The 16182-nt window shown below is 49.6% G+C and carries 13 protein-coding genes; 5 read left to right on the top strand and 8 right to left on the bottom strand.

Features of this window, described 5'->3' with window-relative positions; genetic code table 11:
- Nucleotides 1-12 precede the first annotated feature (12 nt).
- The 6 genes from ilvN to HGH92_RS17300 all read right to left on the bottom strand — a co-directional run bounded on the left by ilvN (nt 13) and on the right by HGH92_RS17300 (nt 7684).
- Nucleotides 13-543 (bottom strand): acetolactate synthase small subunit, encoded by a 531-nt coding sequence (gene ilvN / locus HGH92_RS17325; protein ID WP_168872027.1) that lies wholly within the window; start codon nt 541-543, stop codon nt 13-15.
- A 105-nt stretch (nt 544-648) separates the two neighbouring features.
- The gene (ilvB, locus tag HGH92_RS17320) at nt 649-2397 is read right to left on the bottom strand and encodes a biosynthetic-type acetolactate synthase large subunit (protein ID WP_317166421.1); all 1749 of its coding nucleotides are present in this window, start codon (nt 2395-2397) and stop codon (nt 649-651) included.
- Nucleotides 2363-4042 carry a dihydroxy-acid dehydratase gene (gene ilvD, locus HGH92_RS17315; protein WP_168872026.1) on the bottom strand — a complete coding sequence of 560 codons (1680 nt, stop codon included), beginning with the start codon at nt 4040-4042 and terminating at the stop codon, nt 2363-2365. Before ilvD ends, ilvB begins: the two co-directional genes overlap by 35 nt.
- Before the next feature lie 253 nt (nt 4043-4295).
- Nucleotides 4296-5198 (bottom strand): branched-chain amino acid transaminase, encoded by a 903-nt coding sequence (locus HGH92_RS17310; RefSeq protein ID WP_168872025.1) that lies wholly within the window; start codon nt 5196-5198, stop codon nt 4296-4298.
- A gap of 501 nt (nt 5199-5699) precedes the next feature.
- Complete coding sequence (locus tag HGH92_RS17305; protein ID WP_168872024.1) at nt 5700-6791, bottom strand: phosphotransferase enzyme family protein; 1092 nt, start codon at nt 6789-6791, stop codon at nt 5700-5702.
- A complete protein-coding gene (locus HGH92_RS17300; RefSeq protein WP_168872023.1) occupies nt 6782-7684 on the bottom strand; it encodes an NDP-sugar synthase in 903 nt (300 codons plus the stop codon). Before HGH92_RS17300 ends, HGH92_RS17305 begins: the two co-directional genes overlap by 10 nt.
- A 131-nt stretch (nt 7685-7815) precedes the next feature.
- On the opposite strand from HGH92_RS17300, the gene HGH92_RS17295 reads away from it, so the two are divergent.
- The 3 genes from HGH92_RS17295 (at nt 7816) to HGH92_RS17285 (ending at nt 11132) form a co-directional block, all read left to right on the top strand.
- Nucleotides 7816-9156 carry an alpha-L-fucosidase gene (locus tag HGH92_RS17295; protein WP_168872022.1) on the top strand — a complete coding sequence of 447 codons (1341 nt, stop codon included), beginning with the start codon at nt 7816-7818 and terminating at the stop codon, nt 9154-9156.
- Between the two features lie 310 nt (nt 9157-9466).
- Entirely contained in the window at nt 9467-10345 is an 879-nt protein-coding gene (locus HGH92_RS17290) for a 1-aminocyclopropane-1-carboxylate deaminase/D-cysteine desulfhydrase (RefSeq protein WP_168872021.1), read from the top strand.
- A gap of 67 nt (nt 10346-10412) precedes the next feature.
- Nucleotides 10413-11132: a hypothetical protein gene (locus tag HGH92_RS17285; protein WP_168872020.1), complete on the top strand. Its 720-nt coding sequence runs from the start codon at nt 10413-10415 to the stop codon at nt 11130-11132.
- 109 nt (nt 11133-11241) lie between these two features.
- Here HGH92_RS17285 and lipB read toward each other — a convergent pair whose 3' ends face one another.
- Nucleotides 11242-11940, bottom strand: coding sequence for a lipoyl(octanoyl) transferase LipB (lipB, locus tag HGH92_RS17280; RefSeq protein WP_168872019.1), 699 nt, complete (start codon nt 11938-11940; stop codon nt 11242-11244).
- A gap of 388 nt (nt 11941-12328) precedes the next feature.
- Here lipB and HGH92_RS17275 point away from each other — a divergent pair, with 388 nt between their 5' ends.
- Both HGH92_RS17275 and HGH92_RS17270 read left to right on the top strand, forming a co-directional pair.
- Nucleotides 12329-13423 (top strand): RluA family pseudouridine synthase, encoded by a 1095-nt coding sequence (locus HGH92_RS17275; protein ID WP_168872018.1) that lies wholly within the window; start codon nt 12329-12331, stop codon nt 13421-13423.
- 114 nt (nt 13424-13537) lie between these two features.
- Nucleotides 13538-15202, top strand: a complete 1665-nt coding sequence (locus HGH92_RS17270; RefSeq protein ID WP_168872017.1) for a gliding motility-associated C-terminal domain-containing protein — start codon at nt 13538-13540, stop codon at nt 15200-15202.
- Here the strand turns inward: HGH92_RS17270 and HGH92_RS17265 are convergent, their stop codons facing one another.
- On the bottom strand, nt 15203-16153 hold the full coding sequence (locus HGH92_RS17265) for a hypothetical protein (protein ID WP_168872016.1): 951 nt from the start codon (nt 16151-16153) through the stop codon (nt 15203-15205).
- Nucleotides 16154-16182 lie beyond the last annotated feature (29 nt).

Here is a 16182-nt window from a genome sequence, read left to right as displayed (position 1 = left end):
GCTATCGGCAGCTTACGCTTCCGATGAGGCCTGCAGTTCTTTCAGGTGTTCGTGGAAGCGGCGGCTCCATTTCACAATGGCCACTCTTCCGCTTTTGGAATATTCTATCAGACCATAGGGCTCCAGCTTTTTAATGAAGTCTGTCAGCTCCTGCTGGTGACCGGTTTTCTCGATCACGAAATAGTCTGCCGTGATCGTCAGGATACGCGCATGATGGTCGCGGATCAGCCGTTCGATATCACCGGATTCCAGTGATTTGGTGGAAATCTTATACAATGCCAGTTCCTGGTACACCACTTCATCTTCCTCGTGTACAAAGGCACGGTGAATTTCAATCAGTCTCTCGATCTGACCGACCACCTTATCCAGTTTTTCACGTGTAGACATCACCGTTATAATAAACTTGTACACGCCGGAAATCTCTGTCTCAGCAGTTGTCAGGCTGGTGATATTGATCCCTCTGCGGGTAAATATAATGGTGATACGGTTGGTAATACCTATACGGTCTTCCGTATAAACCGTGACTGTATATTCTTTTTGCATAAAAACAGCTTGGGCATCCTCCCTCCTTTTTTTGGCCTTTGGCCGGGCAAAAAGAGAGGCAATTCTTGTAAAAAATTTATTTACTTGTCTGTTGATCGGGTAGTACTATTCCAGTCTGATAGTGGTAACAGGCGTGCCGGCAGGAATCATCGGGAACACGTTGTCTTCTTTTTCCACCACTACTTCCAGCAGGTAAGCGCCGTCAGTGGCCAGCATTTCATCAATGGCAGCGGAGATATCTTCTCTGGCAGTGACTTTTTTGCCCGGGATAAAAAATCCTTTGGCGATCTGAACGAAGTCGGGGTTGACCATTTCAGTAGAAGAATAACGTTTATCGAAGAACAGCTGCTGCCACTGGCGTACCATGCCGAGGAAGTTGTTGTTCAGGATCACGATCTTCACGCCTATTTTGGATTGGTAAATGGTGCCCAGCTCCTGGAGGGTCATCTGGAAGCAGCCATCACCGATAACCGCCACGACTTCTTTTTCCGGTGTGCCCATTTTAGCGCCCATGGCGGCTGGCAGTGAGAAGCCCATGGTGCCCATGCCACCGGAAGTGATGTTGGTATTTGGATTTTTGAAGCGGTAATAACGGGAAGCGATCATCTGGTGCTGCCCTACGTCTGTTACCAGCACCGCTTCTCCTTTTGTTTTTTCAGAGATCAGGCGAACTACTTCCGCCATTTTCAGTTCACCGGTTTCAGGATACAGTTCATTATGCTGAACCTTATCATATTCCTTTTTGTCGGCAGCCCTGAATTCTGCGAGCCATTCGTCATGTTTAGCGGGCTGTACTTCCTTCAGCAGAGCCTGCAACGCGGTTTTAGCATCTGCATGCAGGGCCACGTCCGCTTTGATGATTTTATTGATTTCGGCTGCGTCGATTTCGATGTGAATAACTTTTGCGTTGGCCACATAAGTGCTCACGTCGCCGGTTACACGGTCATCGAAACGCATGCCTACTGCGATAACGGTATCACATTCACCGGTGAGGATATTCGGTGCATAGTTGCCGTGCATGCCCAGCAAACCTACGTACAGCGGGTGATCTACCGGAACGGCAGACAAACCGAGCAGTGTGGAAGCCATGGGTATCTGTGCTTTCTCTGCCAGCGCTATCAGTTCTTTCTCAGCGCCGGACAACAGTACGCCATGACCTACCAGCAGATAAGGTTTCTTTGCCGAGTTGATCAGTGCAGCCGCTTCTTTCACCGCGTCCAGTCTCAATTCCGGTACCGGCTGGTAGCTACGTATATGCGTGCACGGTACATACTCATATTCACATTCACCCACCTGTGCATTTTTGGTGATATCCACCAGCACGGGGCCCGGACGGCCGCTGCGGGCGATATAAAAAGCTTTGGCGATAGCGCCGGGAATATCTTCCTGGCGGGTCACCTGTATATTCCATTTAGTGATAGGCATGGTGATACCGATCACGTCTGTTTCCTGGAAGGCGTCGGTACCCAGCAGGGAAGCAGCCACCTGACCGGTGATGCATACCATGGGAGTACTGTCCATATAAGCGTCTGCAAGGCCGGTGACCAGGTTGGTAGCGCCCGGGCCGGAGGTGGCGAAGGCCACTCCTACTTTACCGGAGCTGCGGGCATAACCCTGGGCCGCATGTGTAGCACCCTGTTCATGCCTTACCAGGATATGATGTACCTGGTCCTGGAAATCATACAGGGCATCATAGATAGGCATGATGGCCCCGCCGGGATAACCGAAGATGGTGTCCACCCCTTCGGCGATGAGGGAACGGATCACAGCTTCTGAGCCGGTAATAACAGGCTTTGCAGACAACCGCTTATCAGCTTTCTCAGCTTTCATCGGTAACACATCCTTCTGTAGCATTTTTAACAAGTTTTGCGTACTTAAATAAGATTCCATTGGATACCTTCAATGCCGGAGCGGTCCACCGGGCCCTGCGGGCAGCCAGTTCTTCGTCGCTCACTTTCATATTGATTGTATTGTTCACTGCATCTATTTCGATGATGTCACCGTCTTCTACCAGCGCGATGTTACCGCCTTCGAATGCTTCCGGTGTAATGTGGCCTACCACGAAACCGTGAGTGCCACCGGAGAAGCGGCCGTCGGTGATCAGTGCCACGCTTTTGCCCAGTCCCACGCCCATGATAGCGCTGGTAGGTTTCAGCATTTCAGGCATACCGGGTGCGCCTTTCGGGCCTACCTGGCGGATCACCACCACGTCCCCCTGTTGCACTCTTCCGGACTGAATACCGGCGATGAGCTCAAATTCACCGTCGAACACGCGTGCAGGTCCTGTGAACTGTTCGCCTTCCTTACCGGTGATTTTGGCTACGGAGCCTTTTTCGGCGAGGTTGCCGTATAATATCTGGATATGGCCGCTGGCTTTCAGTGGCTTCTCCGTAGGAACGATAATTTCTTGTTTGCCGAAATCAATATCCGGAACGCTTTCCAGATTTTCAGCGATGGTTTTGCCGGTCACGGTCATGCAGTGACCATGCAGGAGACCTTGTTTCAGCAGGTATTTCATCACTAAAGGCACGCCACCGATATTGTGGAGGTCTTCCATGAGATATTTACCGCTTGGCTTCAGGTCAGCGATCAGCGGGGTTTTGTCGCTTGACTGCTGGAAATCTTCCAGTGTCAGCGGCACGCCCACGGATTTCGCGATGGCGATAAAGTGCAGTACGGCGTTGGTGCTGCCACCCAGGGCCATGATCACGGTGAGGGCATTTTCAAAAGCCTCTTTGGTCATGATGTCCCTTGGTTTAATATCTTTTTCCAGGAGCAGGCGGATGTATTTGCCGGCGTTGGCGCATTCTTCCTTCTTTTCCTTGCTCAGTGCGGGGCTGGATGAGCTGTAAGGCAGGCTCATACCTAATGCTTCGATAGCGGAAGACATGGTATTGGCCGTGTACATACCGCCGCAGGCGCCGGCGCCGGGGCAGGAGTTTTGTACGATGCCTTTAAAGTCGCCTTCGTCAAGCTTGCCGGCCATTTTCTGGCCCAGCGCTTCGAAAGCGGAGATAATGTTCAGGTCCTGTCCTTTGTATTTACCGGGTGCGATGGTACCGCCGTACACCATGATGGACGGGCGGTTGAGGCGGCCCATGGCCATCAGGGAGCCGGGCATGTTTTTATCACAGCCGGGCACGGTGATGAGCGCATCGTAGTACTGCGCCCCACAAACAGTTTCAATGGAATCAGCGATCAGATCGCGGCTTACCAGGGAGTAGCGCATACCGGGCGTACCGTTGCTCATGCCGTCGCTGACGCCGATGGTGTGGAATGTCAGGCCGACGAGGTCGTTGGCCCAGACGCTTTTTTTCACATCCTGTGCGAGGTCATTGAGGTGCATATTACAGGTATTGCCATCATAGCCCATGGAGGCGATGCCGACCTGCGCTTTCTTCAGGTCTTCTTCAGTGAGGCCGATACCGTAGAGCTGTGCCTGCGCAGCGGGCTGCGTAGGGTCCTGTGTAATCGTTTTGCTGTATTTGTTTAATTCCATTGCTGTTGTTATTACCCGGATTACCAGCTGTTTATAGTAATCCTATTTTAAAAATCCATCACAAATTACCCGGTGAGGCCGGCAAATTCAAACCAAATATTTTCGGTAAACCGGTCTTCAAATCTGCCTCCGGTTCTTCCAAACCCTTTACTGTTGCGGATTCTCTGTTTTTCGTTTTACAAAGTTCAAGGGAAGCTTTTAGTTTTTAGCTGTCAGCATTTAGCACTGACAGCTAAAATACTAACAGCTACTGCTATGCCAACTGCGCTTCGCGCTGGAAGGTTTTGTCGAGCACTTTCGCTTTATATGCCTGTTGTAATACTTTTCCGAGGGAAGAAGCCCATGGTTTGCCGAAAGCCTGTCCGTCGATAGATTCGAGGCCTACTACTTCTGCAGCGGTACCGCAGAAGAAGGCAGCGTCAGCTTGTTTTAATTCATCGATGGTGAACAGTTTTTCTTCGATCGGGATTTGCAGTTCGTGGCAAAGTTCGATAACGGTGGCGCGGGTAATGCCGGGGAGAATGTTACCGGGAGGGGGAGTGAAGATCTTTCCGTCTTTTTCAAAGAAGATGTTAGCGCCGGGGCCTTCCGCAACATTACCATTCATATCCAGCAACAGTGCTTCATCGTATCCTTTTTGTTTTGCTTCCTGTGAGGCCAGTATCGAGTTTACGTACAGGCCGGCCGATTTGGATTCTATCTGGAACGCTTTCGGGTTCGGTCTTTCGTAAGAGGAGGTCATGATGCGGAGGAGTTTTTCACCGAGGTAAGCACCCCATTCCCATGCGCAGATGAGTATATTGGATTCGCTCGCTGCTTTCAGGGTCATGTTCGGCGGACAGAACACCAGCGGACGGATGTAGGCTTCCTCCATGTTGTTCATCTCCAACACTTTGTAACAGGCCGCGATCAGTTCTTCATTGTCGAATTTGTAAGGGATGTGGATCAGTTCGCAGGAGCGCTTCAGACGGTCGAAGTGTTCCTTCGCTTTAAAGATCTTTACTTCTCCGTTGGCTGTTTTATAAGCGCGGATACCTTCAAATACGGCGTAACCGTAGTGGAGCGATTGACCGAAAAGGTCTGTGGTGGCGGCTGTTGCTTTCAGATACTGACCGTCGAGATAAAGAAAGGTGTCGTTGTTGTAATAGCTATACATAAAATTGAATTATTAGCGTCAAACTGTAGTGGTCAAAAAAAAAGCCTTCCTCTTTGCGGAGGAAGGCGTATATCGATTTTGATTATGCACGTGTACCTATCCTCCGAAATGGTGGCTAATAATGACAACGACGATAATCACGACCTTCGTGATAGCCCAGTTGAGCTGAGGTACGATGTGATTAAGTTTTATATTGTCTTTATTTACCCACATAAGGAGGTGATGATTGTTTGTATCAGTACAAATGTATTCGTGAAAAAAATAAAAAACAACAAAGGGCAAAATATTTCGTCAAAAATTAATCCCTTTATATGTTTTTGAAAATATTCAAAAAAAGAAGTCGATTATTAATTCATTTCTAACAAATTACTAAAACCGGTTATCAAATACTAACAACCAACTGATACCGGGAAGCAGGAAGAAACGGGAAAGGCGGCAAAAAAAATCCCGGTGCGGAAAAGCACCGGGACTTTGAATGATTTCATTTGATTGTTCACTAGTCTAAACCTGTTCACCGACATGGAGGCATTTGTTGATAATAGCCTGCAGGGTGTCTTCTTTTTCGATGAGGCGCTTCAGCAGTACGAGCTGGTTATGTGCGCGATCAAAGTTGTGCCGGGCGTACTTGATCGGGTAATACACATCACCGTTGAGATAATCAGTGAGGAACCGGATACCCTGCATGTAGATCATGAACTTTCCTGCAAAGAAGAGTTGTTCTTTTTCCACTTTGGTCAAAGTGCCGCCTGTTTCTTCGAGATATCCCTGCATGAGGGCTTCAAAGTATTCATCGCGGATAACGATCTGGCTTACATCAGGCTCTTCTTCGGAAACGGGGCAGACATAGGTGCGTACCATGTCTCCGAGGTCTGAGATGATTTTTCCCGGCATCAGTGTATCCAGGTCACAAACGCAGATACCTTCATATGTGTCTTTGTTGAGCAGCACATTATTGATTTTGGTATCATGGTGCATCAGATGGTCCCTGAATTCGGGATTGGTTTTCAGCTGTTCGTACGTGACTGCGATGTCAGAGTAGCGGAGGAATTCGTCAATCAGCTCTTCTGCTGCTGCCTTTCTGTCTTCCCTGGCGTTACGGATGGCTTCCTGAAAAGCGGCATAACGGAGGGTGAGATTGTGAAAGTTCGGAATTGAAGCTTTAAACGGCTTCAGGTCGATGCCCGAAAGGTAACTGGCAAGGCGGCCAAACTGTTTGGCGGCTTCATATGCCTGCTTTGGGTTATCTGCCTGGTCTACCGTCACAGAACCGGCAATAAACGGAATCATGCGCCAGTATTCATTGTCCATTACAAAGAGCTCTTCCCCGTTGACCGTGGGTATGGGCGTAATGAACAGATACGCCGGATGATGTGTGGCGAGATAATCGGCTGCCATTCTTTGATTAGCGGCTATTATCCCGGGTTCCTTGAATACGTTCACATTGATTTTCTGTAGAACATATTTACTGCCGTCCTCCTTCTTTTCGAGCAGAAAAGTGTTGTTGATGTGTCCTGATCCGAATCTTCGGACGTTTAATCCTTCAGGCTCCAGTCCAAAAGCCTGAAGGATTAATTTGTTGGGTGTTATTTCCATAAATTGTCGGGATATGCTCCGTTTTTAACCAATTCTGACAGACTGGCCTGAACACCGGGTGCATCTTCCTTGTAAGTAACCCCAAACCATTTCGCTGTGGTAGGCAGCACTTTCACCTTGCCCAGGTTACGACGGATAAATTCGTCGGCCACGATCGGAATAAAGAACTCCGATTTAGGATTGGTGCCGTTTTTCTCCAGGAACTCGTTGAACAGCGACTGGCTGATGTCAAATACGCCGGGATGGAAACCCCAGAAGTTCATGGAAACCGGTGTTTCAGCACTCAGCGGATGTTTGCTGCCATCGGCTTCTTCATAAACGATCTGGCCATTGTCAGTATAAATTTTTGTTCTTTCATTGATGGCTGACAGGAAACCGGCGCCGTCTACCGCGCAAACACCGCGGGACACGGAACCGTGCTCGCTCACTGTTTTGCCCAGCTCATAACCTACTACGCTGTAGATGTCCGCTTTGGCTTCACCCTTCAGGAAAGCAGCCATTTTTACGAAAGCGTCCGCGCCGTAAAAATCATCTGCATTGATCACCGCAAAAGGTTCATTAATAGCGTTTTTGGCGCACAGAATAGCGTGCGCAGTGCCCCAGGGCTTGGTACGATCGGCCGGGATCGGGTAACCGCCGGTGAAAGAATCCATGTTCTGAAACACGTAATCCGTAGCCACACGGCCTTTGAGCTTAGGTTCAAAGATCTCTTTAAACTCAGTGGCAAAATTTTCCCGGATAATAAATACGATCTTGCCAAAGCCGGCACGGATAGCATCGTAAATAGAGTAGTCAATGATAGTCTCTCCACTGGGCCCGAAAGCCTGGATTTGCTTCAAACTGCCATATCGACTGGCCATACCGGCCGCTAAAATCAATAAAGTCGGTTGCATTTTTTTGATATTATTTTATAATTTTCAATGGTTTACCTGAAAATATCGGCGTTAAATATAATCATTAAACCTATTTTCACGCTTTCTTTTTGTGGACAACACATATTTTAATGATTAATCTAAACGGAACAATGAAAAGACTACTTGTGCTGGGAGCCTGTGCCATGCAGCTTTCTATGACCGCTCATGCGCAACAGAAAACCAATCCGGACGACATCAAAGACAAAATGCAGTGGTTTGCCGACGCCAAACTGGGCATCTTCATCCACTGGGGCATTTATTCGGTAAAAGGAATTGATGAATCCTGGTCATTCCACAACAAAAAAATCTCCTACCCCGATTACATGCAGCAGCTCAAAGGCTTCACTGCCAGTAATTACAACCCGCAGGAATGGGCCGACCTTATCAGGGAATCCGGCGCCCGCTACGCGGTCGTCACCACCAAACACCATGATGGCGTGGCTTTGTGGGACAGCAAATACAGCAAGCTCGATGTTGTCAACAGCACCCCTGCCAAAAGGGACGTACTGACTCCGCTCTACACCGCTTTGCGGCGCGACAGTATCAAATGTGGTGCCTATTTTTCGTTGATCGATTGGAGTTATGCCGATTATCCACAATTCCTGAAAGACAGCAACCGCTATGATATCAAGACACAACCCGCACGCTGGCAGCGTTTCCTGAAATACTACGAAGGCCAGATGGAAGAAGTGATGACCAAATTCAACCCCGATCTCTGGTGGTTTGATGGCGACTGGGAACACTCCGCAGAAGAATGGGAAGCCGGCAAAATGCGTAAAATGCTCACCACCCATAACCCCAACACCATCATCAACGGGCGTTTACAAGGCTATGGCGATTATGACACACCGGAACAGAACTTCCCCGTTACCCGCCCCCACTACCACTGGTGGGAACTGTGCATGACCATCAACAACAACTGGGGATGGCAGCCACAAGACACCAACTGGAAAACACCGTTCGAAATCATTACCATCTTCGTGGACGCAGTGGCCAACGGCGGTAACCTCCTCCTCGATATCGGCCCTAAAGCAGATGGCACCATCCCGGCAGAAGAAGTAAACATCCTGAAAGAACTGGGCGCCTGGAACAAAAAGAACGGCGAAGCCGTTTTTAACACCATCGCAGGACTGCCGCTGGGCCACTTCTACGGCCCTACCACCCTCTCCAAAGACTCCAGCACCCTGTACCTCTTCCTGCCCGGCAAAACCAGCGGACAAGTGGTGATCAAAGGCCTGAGCAACAAAATAGAAGAGATCAGCGTAGTAGGCAACGGCGCCCAACTGAATCATAAAGTAGTCGGCAAAATCTCCTGGAGCCCCGTACCCGGCCTCGTTTACATCGATGTGCCCGAAAACGTGCAGGATAAATATGTCACTGTACTGAAAGTGAAACTGGATAAACCAGTTAAGCTGTACCGCGGCAAAGGCGGATTTCTGACGAATGAATAATCGTTATTTTTGTTCCCAGGGCTGAAGCCCTGGGCTACGTTTTGTTTCAGGCTTTCCGGGAATACAGGTTCCAGAACTTAGGGTTTTACTTTCTAATGTAATATAGAAAGGCTTAAAGCCGTTAGTGACAGACATGGGCTATAACAGCTGAAGCGCAGGGGCTCTGCTTTCTGAAATATCAAGTCATCAACGATGGCATTCATCCACTGATGAGCATGAAAGGCTTAAAGCCATTGATTTTAGACATACTCTGTAAAACAGAACTAAAACACAACGTAGCCCAGGGCTTCAGCCCTGGGAATTTTGGCAGATGAACATCGCAAATATCACGTTAGACACGCTTGCCCCTTCCTGGCTGCCGGAGCAGCTGGAAGCGTCCATACTGCGGCTGGACAAGCTGGACCCGAACATCTCCGGCAATAAATGGTTTAAGCTGAAGTACAACCTGGAAGCTGCGCGTAGCGAGGGCAGGCAGCACATCCTTACTTTTGGCGGGGCTTATTCCAATCATATCGCCGCCACTGCCGCAGCGTGCCGGGAGGCAGGATTCCGCTGCACCGGCATCATCCGGGGCGAACGACCTCCGGTATTGAGCCATACGCTGCAAACGGCGCAGGACATGGGCATGCAGCTGGAGTTTATCAGTCGCGAAGCTTACCGCGACAGTCGTCTGTCTTTTGAAAACCGTCCGGACACTTACATTATTCCGGAAGGCGGGCACAATGCAGCAGGCGCCCGCGGCTGTGAAGAGATACTCTCGCTCCTTCCTACAGCCCGTTTCACGCATATCCTTTGTGCCGTGGGGACAGGCACTACGCTTGCCGGTCTTATCAACAGCGCCGCGGCCACACAGACCGTTACCGGTATTCCTGTATTAAAAGGCGCCGGATATCTTGAAGCAGAGGTCCAGGCGTTGCTACGTCCCGGTCAAACCAGCCACTGGCAATTATTACATGACTTTCACGGAGGCGGTTATGCGAAGGTAAAACCGGCACTTATAGATTTTATCAATACTTTTTTTGCAGAAACCGGTATTCCGACAGATATCATTTACACCGGAAAACTTGTCAAGGCTTTCCGTGAATTAATCCATCAGCGCTACTTTGCTGATAATAGCAAAGTATTATTAATACATACCGGCGGACTGCAAGGCAATCTTTCCCTCCCTCCAGGCGTTCTTTCCCTGTAAAAACTGTTCATTATATTTGAATGGTAGTGTATTTTTGCCAACTTTAAGAGCTCACGGATTTTTTTGTATGAAGCAGGTCGCGCGTTTAACATTCGCCATAGGATTTTTTTTATCGATAGCACTCGCAGGTAAGGGCCAGGAAATGCTGCCCCCGGTATTACCTGATTTTTCGGCCACCATTAAAACCGGTAAAATTCAGTTGGACTGGATATCCGGGTTCATGGAGGTAAAAGAGATCGGCATTCAACGTTCACTGGACAGCGTGCTGAACTTTAATACCATTGGCTACGCCAGCTATCCTACGCAAACACGGAATGTGTACCTGGACAACAAACCGTTGCCCGGCAATAACTATTACCGTCTTTTCATCCTGTTCAACAACGGGCGGTTCATCTACAGTAAAACCCTGTTGGCCCTGCCCGACAGTACCATCAGGTCTGATATGAAACTGCAATACGCAGACATCAAGGATGCTGCCCGCAATCCCAACAAGCCAGATGAGAACAAGGAGCCCAAGGTGGTATGGCACCCCTCCAACTATATTTACACCACCGCTGATGGCAATGTCAACATCAAACTGAATGACGCGCCGCAGAAAAAATATTCCGTCAAATTCTTTGAGCCTAATGGCACCTTCCTGTTTGAGATAGAACAGGTGAAAGGACCTTCCCTTATTCTGGAAAAAGCCATTTTCATGCATGCCGGCTGGTTCAATTTTGAACTGTTTGAAGATGGCCGCCTGAAAGAGAAATGGAACTTTTTTATTCCACTGAACTACCGCATGTAATTTGACTATTTAACTATTTGATTATTGTGTCAATGAAAAAGCCTCGGAGATGATACATCTCCGAGGCTTTTTCATTACAATACAGTTAAATATCGAAATAGCCAAATGACTAAATGATAGCAGCGCCAAATACTTCAGCAAAATGTTTTTTCAGCTTTGCCTTCACTTCCTCTTCCGGCACCTGGCGGCCCAATTCCTTGTCCAGTGAAGCCACTTGTTTATCTGCGATACCGCATGCAATGATGTTATCGAAGTAATGCATATGTGTATTCACATTGAGGGCAAAGCCGTGCATGGTTACCCAGCGGCTGCAGCGTACGCCCATGGCACAGATTTTACGGGCTTTGGCTTTATCGTGCGGATCGAGCCATACACCTGTTTCTCCCGGTGACCGGTCGCCGGTGACACCATATTCCGCCAGCGTGCGGATCACTACCTCTTCGAGGTAACGCAGGTACTTGCCGATATCCGTGAAAAAATTTTCGAGGTCGATGATGGGATACCCCACTATCTGGCCGGGACCGTGGAAGGTAATGTCGCCGCCGCGGTTGGTCGGCACGAAGCCTATCCCCTGTTGCTGCAACTCTTCCTGGCTCAGCAGCAGATTTTCCATGTGCCCGCTTTTACCCAGCGTATATACCGGCGGATGTTCACAGAAAAGAAGGTAGTTGGTGGTTGGTTTCGGCCACTGGTCGGGTGTTTGGGCCTTCAGTTGCACATTTTCCTTCAATAGCTGTTCCTGGTAGTCCCAGGCTTCCTGATAATCTATTTTGCCAAGGTCCCTGACGATAATTTCCTGCTTTTCCATACTGAAAAGTGCTTACACTCCTATGCTTTTTCCGGACTGAATGGTCCACGTTTTAAAGAGAAAAATCTCATCCTGCAAAGATATAAAACAAAGTGCTAAGGCGTATCAATACGGCAGATGATGCCAGGCATTACAGGATGCTTCTTCATTGGGCATCCGGAGGCCTGGTGAAGGCCCCAGGCTCCCCGACCTGCCGCAGATGTCATTTTTCTGTAATGTCCGGCCGGGGACAGGCCTCCCCGGCTTATTTGCCGGATGGCTGTTATCACCAGCCCCGTTGAGGATCTGTAATATATCCGCTCTTTTTGCGTGTTTAATAAAATACACAAGCGATGTGTCTCAGTGAGCACTACCCGCATTTTATTTACCTTTGCCAAAATTTTCTGTAATGGCTGAAGAATTGCTGGAACTGGAAGACGAGCTGGAAAACGGGGAGGGCAGTGAGGAACTGTATGAAAAGATCAACATGGTGGTGGACAAGGGCCAGGAGCCGGTCCGTATCGACAAGTTCCTGACCGCCCGTATTGAAGGCATTACCCGCAACAAGGTCCAGAACGCACTGGACACGGAGATGGTGTTGGTAAACGACAAGCCCGTTAAAGCCAACTACAAGATCAGGCCGCTGGACAGGATCATTGTATTCTCCAACAAAAACCCCGAAAGCACAGAAGTGCTGCCGGAAGAATTACCGCTCAATATCGTTTATGAAGACGATGATGTGCTGATCATCGACAAGCCCGCCGGCATGGTGGTACACCCCGGTTGCGGCAATTATACCGGCACGCTGGTCAACGGCCTTTCCTGGTACCTTGGCGATAAAACACAGGCCACCACTCCTGAAATCCCACGTTTCGGGCTGGTGCACCGCATCGATAAAAACACTTCCGGCCTGCTGGTAGTGGCCAAGTCTGAAAAAGCCATGACCGACCTGGCCAAACAGTTTTTTGACCACACCGTTCACCGTCGTTATATAGCCCTGGTATGGGGTGATTTTGAAGAAGACGAAGGCACCGTAGTGGCCCACGTTGGCCGTCACCAGCGCCTGCGCAAGATCATGGACGCCTATCCCGACGGGGAGTACGGCAAAGAAGCCATTACGCACTACCGTGTACTGGAACGTTATAACTATGTCACCATGGTAGAGTGCCGCCTTGAAACAGGCCGTACCCACCAGATACGTGTGCATATGCAACATATCGGGCACTCCCTTTTTAATGATGACACCTACGGCGGCAACCGCATCCTGAAAGGGACTATTTTCGCCAAATACAAACAGTTTGTGGAAAACTGCTTTGAGATCATCCCCCGGCATGCGCTCCACGCACAGCAACTGGGCTTTATCCATCCCCGCACCCGCAAACAGATGTACTTTGAAAGCCCGCTGCCAGAGGACTTTACACAGGTGCTGGAGAAATGGCGCCGGTACACTACCGCCAGGCCATTACAGGAAGAAGAAGGCAAACAACAAAAATGGGAAGATTAAAATAATAAAAGCCTCCGCAGACAATGATCTCCGGAGGCTTTTTATTTCACGCTAAATTATTATTATTAATTTATATATTTCGATTATCTTAGCGGCCATTACCATGTCAACAACATGAGAAGCCGCCAAATACGTCGTCCCTTTCGCATTCTGTTTCTGCTGCTGGCCCTGCTGCCGGTTGCCCTAAAAGCCAGAGCCGTCAATCCTTTCACGGCATCGTCCACCTGTGTGCAGGACAGTGTGTTTTTCGTGATCAAACAACCGGCGGGCATCGACTCCGTGAAATGGTATTTCGGCGATCCCCCTTCGGCCCAAAAAGACACATCAAACAAGATAAAAGGCGCTTTTCACGTATACCAGCAAACAGGCACCTACACCGTTACCCTGGTTGCCTGGCGCAATGGCGTACAGGACATCACCACACAACCTGTTACGATCGTCACCCCGGTGATCTATGACTTAGGTCCCCAGGACGTCACGCTTTGTCAGGGAGGCACCATGACCCTTAGCGCGCCCATTATACCCGGCGCTGCTTACCTGTGGCAGGACAGTTCCACCGCCCCTACCATCCTCGTAGATACATCGGCGACCTATAAAGTGAAGATCAACGGCTGTCTGATACCCGATTCCGTCAACGTGTTTTATACCCCCATACCTAAGGTAGACCTTGGCCCTGACCTTGTATTGTGTTCCGGCGAACAGCTGCAGCTCGACGCCACCGCACAGAACTGCACCTACCTCTGGAGCACCGGCAATACCACACCTGTACAGGACGTACGGACTTCCGGCACCTACAAAGTACGTGTATTCCCGAAAGGATGTGCCGAGATAGATGATGAGATCACCATTACGTTTACCGGTCCGCCCTACCCATTCAGCCTTGGGCCGGACACGCTGCTATGCCCGGGCGAATCCATTACGCTGGCGCCTTCCGTTCCGGAAGCTACCGCCTGGAAATGGAGCAATGGCGCTACTACGCCGTCTATCACGGTCAACTATGAAGCAAATATCTGGGCGCTGGTGGAGATCAATCATATCTGTAATGTGGTAGACACCATTTTTGTGAACTTCAACCGGTTGCGTAAACTCAACCTGGGTAACGATACCACCATTTGCACCGGTAATTTCCTGGTGCTGACAGCCGATTTCGGCAATGGTTTATACCGTTGGCAGGATGGTTCCGATCAGGCCACGTATTATGTTACCAAACCCGGCAACTACTTTGTACATGCACAAATAGGGCGGTGTGAATCATCGGACACCATACACGTGTCTTTTAATGATACATTGCGCGTGAACCTTGGACCGGACACGCTGCTGTGCCGTGACGAAGTATACCAGATCCCTGTGGTGGGCGCGGGCGGCGCGCCTTTCAAATGGCAGGACAGCACCAGCATACCGCAATATATTGTGCGGCAGCCGGGCATCTATTCGCTGCTTGCCTGGAATGCCTGCGGCAAGAGCGTGGATTCTGTAAAAGTGGATTATCACGATTGTGAGTGCACCGTACATTTCCCGAATGCGTTCACACCCAATGGCGACGGGCGCAATGACTACTTTCGGCCACGGTACCGGTGCCCAATAGAACAATATACCCTGAGCATCTACAACCGGTGGGGGGAGCGGGTGTTTTATACCAATGACCCGCAGATAGGCTGGACCGGCCGCGTGAAAGGCCTCCAGGCAGATCTGGGCACCTATGTATGGATTGTGGACTATCGCGAAGTGTATACCCGTATTCCGGTACATAAGACCGGTACGGTGACGGTTTTATACTAATTACTCCCCGGCTTTAAAATCATAGAATTTAGCCACAAAAGCGGCTGTCTCCCGCTTTTTGAACGCCACGTCCCAGGTGCCGTTGTAGGTCACCAGCGCGGGTATCAGCAGGCCAAACTGTTTGGTCATCTGTACGTTCATCTTCACGTTGAAGTCGAACAGCATGGTTTTATAGGACAGGGCGTATTTACGGCCTACTATTTCAAAGTTTTCCTTATTGAACCAGGTGATGAGCTCATCTATCACCACATCACCACGGTCTATCCGGCTGAGGTCCGGCTTCGCTTTGGCGGTAAACACGTAACAGGGTGTTCCGTCCACATAGTTTTCCGCGCTGATGGAGAAGTCGTAGAACCGCATTACATCACGGTCGAAGATGGCCACTTTGGGGCCTACGATAGGCACGCCCTTTACGGGTTTGCCGGGATTGAAGATAAGCTGTTTAAGCTGTGCTTTATGCCGGGCCATGGCGCCGCCTGCGTTTTCGGGCGTTTCGCCGTTGCCGTCCACGCATACGGTACCCTGAGTAAAGAAGAGGTTACCATAGAGTTCAGCTGTATAGTAGTTGTAATTGCCTTTGCGGGTGTAGAAGTCGCCGGTGACCTGCTGGTCGAGCACTTCCATGTTACGGCAGCGGCCTTTTACGTGCTGGGCGGTTTTGCTTTTGAGAGAAGCCTGCACCTGTCCTTTTTTATCGAGGATGCGGATATCATTATCAGCATGAAAGCCTACGATATGCAGGTTTTTGAAGGCGCGGTAGAAGGTGGTGTCTTCTTCCACCCTTTTAATGAAACTATTAACGTCGAAGCCTATACGTTTAGCTTCCACGATCACTTCGTCGAGGTTAACGGTCATTCCCTTATAGCGGGCGGTGTCCTGGGCGGCCAGGTGTGTCAGTTGCAGGCAGCACGCAACAACGGTTGCGGCTATACTTTTCCAAAAATGAGACATGCCTGCAATTTAGGAAAAAGCTGTAAGCT

This window comes from Chitinophaga varians (assembly GCF_012641275.1).
GTDB lineage: Bacteria > Bacteroidota > Bacteroidia > Chitinophagales > Chitinophagaceae > Chitinophaga > Chitinophaga varians_A.
The sequence above is the reverse complement of the archived record's forward strand: the minus strand, read 5'-3'. Positions and strand labels throughout refer to the sequence as shown.

Bases quoted from the DNA above. Each gene is read 5' to 3' on its own strand.
- ilvN (WP_168872027.1), bottom strand. From the start codon at position 543: ATGCAAAAAGAATATACAGTCACGGTTTATACGGAAGACCGTATAGGT.
- ilvB (WP_317166421.1), bottom strand. From the start codon at position 2,397: ATGCTACAGAAGGATGTGTTACCGATGAAAGCTGAGAAAGCTGATAAG.
- ilvD (WP_168872026.1), bottom strand. From the start codon at position 4,042: ATGGAATTAAACAAATACAGCAAAACGATTACACAGGACCCTACGCAG.
- HGH92_RS17310 (WP_168872025.1), bottom strand. From the start codon at position 5,198: ATGTATAGCTATTACAACAACGACACCTTTCTTTATCTCGACGGTCAG.
- HGH92_RS17305 (WP_168872024.1), bottom strand. From the start codon at position 6,791: ATGGAAATAACACCCAACAAATTAATCCTTCAGGCTTTTGGACTGGAG.
- HGH92_RS17300 (WP_168872023.1), bottom strand. From the start codon at position 7,684: ATGCAACCGACTTTATTGATTTTAGCGGCCGGTATGGCCAGTCGATAT.
- HGH92_RS17295 (WP_168872022.1), top strand. From the start codon at position 7,816: ATGAAAAGACTACTTGTGCTGGGAGCCTGTGCCATGCAGCTTTCTATG.
- HGH92_RS17290 (WP_168872021.1), top strand. From the start codon at position 9,467: ATGAACATCGCAAATATCACGTTAGACACGCTTGCCCCTTCCTGGCTG.
- HGH92_RS17285 (WP_168872020.1), top strand. From the start codon at position 10,413: ATGAAGCAGGTCGCGCGTTTAACATTCGCCATAGGATTTTTTTTATCG.
- lipB (WP_168872019.1), bottom strand. From the start codon at position 11,940: ATGGAAAAGCAGGAAATTATCGTCAGGGACCTTGGCAAAATAGATTAT.
- HGH92_RS17275 (WP_168872018.1), top strand. From the start codon at position 12,329: ATGGCTGAAGAATTGCTGGAACTGGAAGACGAGCTGGAAAACGGGGAG.
- HGH92_RS17270 (WP_168872017.1), top strand. From the start codon at position 13,538: ATGAGAAGCCGCCAAATACGTCGTCCCTTTCGCATTCTGTTTCTGCTG.
- HGH92_RS17265 (WP_168872016.1), bottom strand. From the start codon at position 16,153: ATGTCTCATTTTTGGAAAAGTATAGCCGCAACCGTTGTTGCGTGCTGC.